Annotated in this window: 5 protein-coding genes; 2 read left to right on the forward strand and 3 right to left on the reverse strand. The window is 71.5% G+C overall.

Going from position 1 to position 4,200, the window contains the following annotated elements; all coding sequences use genetic code 11:
• The first annotated feature begins 358 nt into the window (after positions 1–358).
• Together ACWEBX_RS37705 and ACWEBX_RS37710 are read left to right on the forward strand one after the other, a co-directional pair.
• On the forward strand, positions 359–970 hold the full coding sequence (locus tag ACWEBX_RS37705) for a DUF2975 domain-containing protein (protein WP_451889246.1): 612 nt from the start codon (positions 359–361) through the stop codon (positions 968–970).
• Entirely contained in the window at positions 970–1,224 is a 255-nt protein-coding gene (locus ACWEBX_RS37710) for a helix-turn-helix domain-containing protein (protein ID WP_451889247.1), read from the forward strand. Before ACWEBX_RS37705 ends, ACWEBX_RS37710 begins: the two co-directional genes overlap by 1 nt.
• Here the strand turns inward: ACWEBX_RS37710 and ACWEBX_RS37715 are convergent.
• The 3 genes from ACWEBX_RS37715 to ACWEBX_RS37725 form a co-directional block, all read right to left on the reverse strand.
• Entirely contained in the window at positions 1,217–2,017 is an 801-nt protein-coding gene (locus ACWEBX_RS37715) for a phosphatase PAP2 family protein (RefSeq protein ID WP_451889248.1), read from the reverse strand. The two genes, ACWEBX_RS37710 and ACWEBX_RS37715, sit on opposite strands and share 8 nt — an antisense overlap.
• Positions 2,018–2,971 carry a YihY/virulence factor BrkB family protein gene (locus ACWEBX_RS37720; RefSeq protein WP_451889249.1) on the reverse strand — a complete coding sequence of 318 codons (954 nt, stop codon included), beginning with the start codon at positions 2,969–2,971 and terminating at the stop codon, positions 2,018–2,020.
• The coding region (locus tag ACWEBX_RS37725) for a diacylglycerol kinase family protein (RefSeq protein WP_451889250.1) at positions 2,972–4,200 on the reverse strand (1,229 nt) is incomplete at its 5' end.

Raw genomic sequence — 4,200 nt, forward strand, 5'->3', positions numbered from 1 at the left:
TGCGGGACTCCATGGGCGACGCGGCGCGCACGAACGTCCGGCGCTTCACGACGGAGGCGGTCGTCCGCGGGTGGGAGGACCTGTTCGCGTTCCTGCTCGGGGCGGACGCTGAACTTGACGGTGATGAAGATCATGAGGGCTCCTCGCGTCGGTGTCGAGCCATTCTGCGCCGCTCGCGGCAGGTGAACACCAGAGGCCTGTAGGCCGATCGGGGGAACCTCCGCGTCCGGATCGCTCCTGTCCGGTGCCCCGCCTCGAACTGTCTTGCGGAGCCCTGTCGGGCTCTGTATCGTTTTTCGATAACATCGATAATCGATATGGGGGAGTCATGGCGAGGGTCCGCAATCCACTGGAGCCGATGTCGAGCGCGGTCACGCTGATCGTGACGGTGTTCGCGGCGGTGACGGTCCTGGGCGTGTTCGGTTCGATGTTCATGGACGGAGTCAGCGTCCTCGGGATCGGGGACACGACGATCTGCGTCACGGACACGACGAAGACGGTGGGCGCCGACGTGCCGTCCATGGGGTTCAAGGCGGCGCCGGGAGCCTCGATGGGCCTGGACGCCAACCCGAGCTTCTGCACCGACGATCCCAGCACGGCTCAGGGCCTGCTCAACACCGCGACCCAGGTTCCCTCGTTCGTCTTCACCGTCGGGGCGCTCCTGCTCGTCCTCCGGCTGATCAGGGGAGCCGAGGGCGACGGCCTCTACACCGCGCGGACGGCGCGGCGGCTGCGCAGCGTGGGCTGGTGGCTGCTGGCCGGAAGTGTGCTCGCCGCGATCACGGCGTCTGTGGGCGAGAAGGCGCTGATCCATTCCCTGAGCAGAGGCGGCGATGTCAGCGCCCTGTCCGGGCTCGTCTCGTGGGACGCTCCGTACATGGCGATACTCACCGGCCTCGGCGTCCTCTCCTTCGCACGGATCATGCGCGTCGGCGTCGCCATGCGAGAAGACCTCGACGGAACGGTCTGATGCCCGAGGACAAGGAGGAGCACGCGATCGAGGTCCATCTCGACCGTCTGCTCGAAGAACGCGGGATGACCCTGGCGGAGCTCGCGGACCGGGTCGGTGTCACTCATGTGAACCTGTCGATCCTGAAGAACGGCCGGGCCAGGGCCGTACGGTTCACCACGCTGACCCGGCTCTGCGAGGTGCTGGAGTGTCAGCCGGGCGACATCCTCAGCTGTCGCCCGCCCGGGCAGAGGACCGGACGGACCGTCATGTGACGGCCCGTTCCCCCGGTCCGGGTGCGTCGGCTTCGGTCTGCTCGTCGGTGAGTTCGGGCTCCAGACCTTCCCCGACGTCGGCCGGGGGCCTCCCCGTGTCGGCCCGCCAGGCCTCGAACGCCCAGGCGGTGAGGGTGACGACGGTCAGACCGAGCAGCCAGCCGCCCAGCACGTCGCTGAACCAGTGAACGCCCAGCGCGACACGGGTGAAGCCGACGCCGACGACGGAGAGGACGGCGGCGCCCCAGCACAGCGCGCGCCAGGAGCGCGGCACCAGGGGCAGCAGGACCAGCAGCAGGATGGCGAACGAGGTGGTGGCCGTCATCGCGTGGCCCGACGGAAAGGAGAACCCGGGCGCCCGTGCCACCGGATCCTCCAGCGACGGACGTGCCCGTTCGACGACCGTCTTCACCAGGAGCCCGATGAACCCGCCGGCCACCGCCGTCACCGCGGACCACGCGGCGAGACGCCAGGCCCGGCGGTACACGAGCCACACCGTCAGCAACGCGACAGCCGTACGCAAGGTGACCGGATCCCAGACCCGGTCGGAGAGGAAACGCAGCGTACTCGTCCAGGCGGGATGCACCAGCGCGATCTCGTGGAGCCGGCGGGCGGCGCCCGCGTCCAGTCGGCGCAGGGGCTGCCATCTGCCCTCGATCAGGACGAGGAGCAGGCCGAACGGCACCGCGGTGATCGCGGCCACCGCGGCCGAGCCGAGCAGCCGGACACCGAACCGGCGGTCGGCCGCCCGCCGGCGCTCCCGCAGCTTCTGGATCGTCGCGCGCGCCGCCATTCAGACTCCCGGATCGGGCTCGACCGGACCGGGGCGCCGTGCGCGCGAGGCCTCGAGCTGCGCGGCGAAGGACAGTCCGAGGAACAGGGCGATCGAGGTCAGATAGGCCCAGAGAAGGAGGGACATGAAGGCGCTGAGGGGGCCGTAGACCGTGTCGAAGGTGCCGCTGACCCCGAGGTACAGACTCAGCAGCCAGGTCAGCGCCGTCCACAGCACCAGGTACACGGCGGCGCCGAAGACCAGCCAGGTGTAGCCGGGCTGGCGGCGGCGGGGCGAGCGGCGGAAGATCGCGCTGGCCGAGATGAGGGCGAGGAGCAGACCGGAGGGCCAACGCAGCAGATCCCAGGCGGTCTTGGCGCCTCCGTCGAGGTGGTAGACCGTCACGACCGCGGACGCCAGGTCGCCGCCGGCCACCATCAGGACGAAACCGAGGCCGAGCGGGATTCCCGCGCTCAGGGACATGACCAGGCCGCGCAGATACTTCCGGTGGAAGACGCGGTCACGCTCGTTCCCGTAGATCCGGTTGGCGCCCCGCTCGATCTGGCACATGGCGGTGGTCACGTTGACCAGGGAGAAGGCCAGTCCGAACCACAGGGCGACCTGCGCCCCGTCGCCCGCCGTGTGCCGGCTGCGGCGCAGCGCGTCGTCGACGACGTCGGCGCTCGGGCCCGCGGCGATCCGGCGGATCGTCAGCTCGGCGACTCTGCCGATGTCCTCGGTGTGCAGGACCGAGGACAGGCCCACGAACGCAATGGCGAGCGGGATCAGGGACAGCACCGTCTGGAGGGCGAGCGCTCGGGAATGGCTGAACCCGTCGGCGTAGCGGAACCGGATGAACGCGTCGCGCAGCAGGGGCCAGCCGCCATAGCGGCGCAGCGACGCGAGGGCCTCGTCGGCGGAGAGTTCGTCGCCGGACATGGCGCGGGTCTCCGGGACCTTCGTCGCGGTACCCATTCACTTCCCCCGGGAGGGCAGCAGGACGGTCAGGGCGCCGGGGCGGACCTCGGCGGTGAGGCGCCGGCCGGGGCCCACCGGATCCCCGTCGAGTTCCCTGGACTGAGGTGTGTCGAAGGTGAGTTCGGCGCGCCGGAAGGTGAAGAACTCCACGGGGACTCCCTGGTGGTCCTCACCCGCCGCCGCGAGGGTGTGCGCGGTGGACGGCCGTGGAGGCGTGGCGCCCCCACGCAGCAGTGTCCGCAGGGCCCGGAACCAGCCGCCCGGTCCGCGCGGGTCGAGGACGAGGAGGTCGAGCCGTCCGTCGTCGGGGCGGGCGGCGGGCAGCAAGGTGACCCCGCCCTGCACGGTTCCGACGTTGGCGACGAGCACCATGCGGGCCGTGCGGCGGAACGCGGGGGCTCCGTCGAGCCGGATCGTCACCCGCATCCGTGGCGTGCGCAGGGTTCCGATCCCGGCCAGTGCGTAGGCCGGCCAGCCGAGGGCGGCCTTGGCGCGAGGATCGGTGTGCTCCATCATCGCGGCGTCGAGACCGGCCCCGGCCATCGCGGCGAACCGGGTGGCGGTCAGGCCGTCGCCCTCGACGGCCGCGAGGTCGAGCGGGTGCGGAGCGCCGGCCAGCGCGGCTTCGAGCGCGTCGACCGGGGAGAGCGGCAGACCGAGATTGCGGGCCAGCAGATTGCCGGTGCCGCAGGGGACGACGGCCAGGGGAACGCCGCTGCCGGCCAGGGCGTCGGCGACCGTGCGGACCGTTCCGTCACCGCCGCAGACCACCACGAGTGTCGCGCCCTCGCGGACCGCGCGGGCCGTCTGCCCTGCCCCGGGATCGTCGGCGGTGGTCTCCAGGAACATGGGGTCGCGGTGGCCGTGGCGTTCGAGGGTTCGTCGCAGTGCGTCGCGCTCGGGCGCGTCGGTCACCGTGGGATTGAGGATCACGGCGGTCGTGCCGGGCGGACGCTCGTCGGCGGCCGGTGCGACGGGGGTGCCGCCCGTGGACGGGGCCGCGGTCACGGACCGGTCGACGAGCAGGGCGCGCCCCACGATCAGCAGAGACAGCCCGCCGTTGGCGAGGCCGCCCAGGACGTCCGTGGGGTGATGCATGCCCCGGTAGAGCCGGGCGGCACCCACGAGCAGCGGCAGGAGCAGCAGCAGCCCGGCCACGACCCTGCGCCACACCCACCGAGAAGGAGTCGTGCACCGATGACCACGCAGCAGCAGCGGTCCGTTCG

The organism is Streptomyces sp. NPDC005070 (assembly GCF_053600395.1).

What these genes read in the sequence shown, in the direction of transcription:
- ACWEBX_RS37705 (WP_451889246.1), top strand. Translation starts at nt 359, where the DNA reads ATGTCGAGCGCGGTCACGCTGATCGTGACGGTGTTCGCGGCGGTGACG.
- ACWEBX_RS37710 (WP_451889247.1), top strand. Translation starts at nt 970, where the DNA reads ATGCCCGAGGACAAGGAGGAGCACGCGATCGAGGTCCATCTCGACCGT.
- ACWEBX_RS37720 (WP_451889249.1), bottom strand. Translation starts at nt 2,971, where the DNA reads ATGGGTACCGCGACGAAGGTCCCGGAGACCCGCGCCATGTCCGGCGAC.
- ACWEBX_RS37715 (WP_451889248.1), bottom strand. Translation starts at nt 2,017, where the DNA reads ATGGCGGCGCGCGCGACGATCCAGAAGCTGCGGGAGCGCCGGCGGGCG.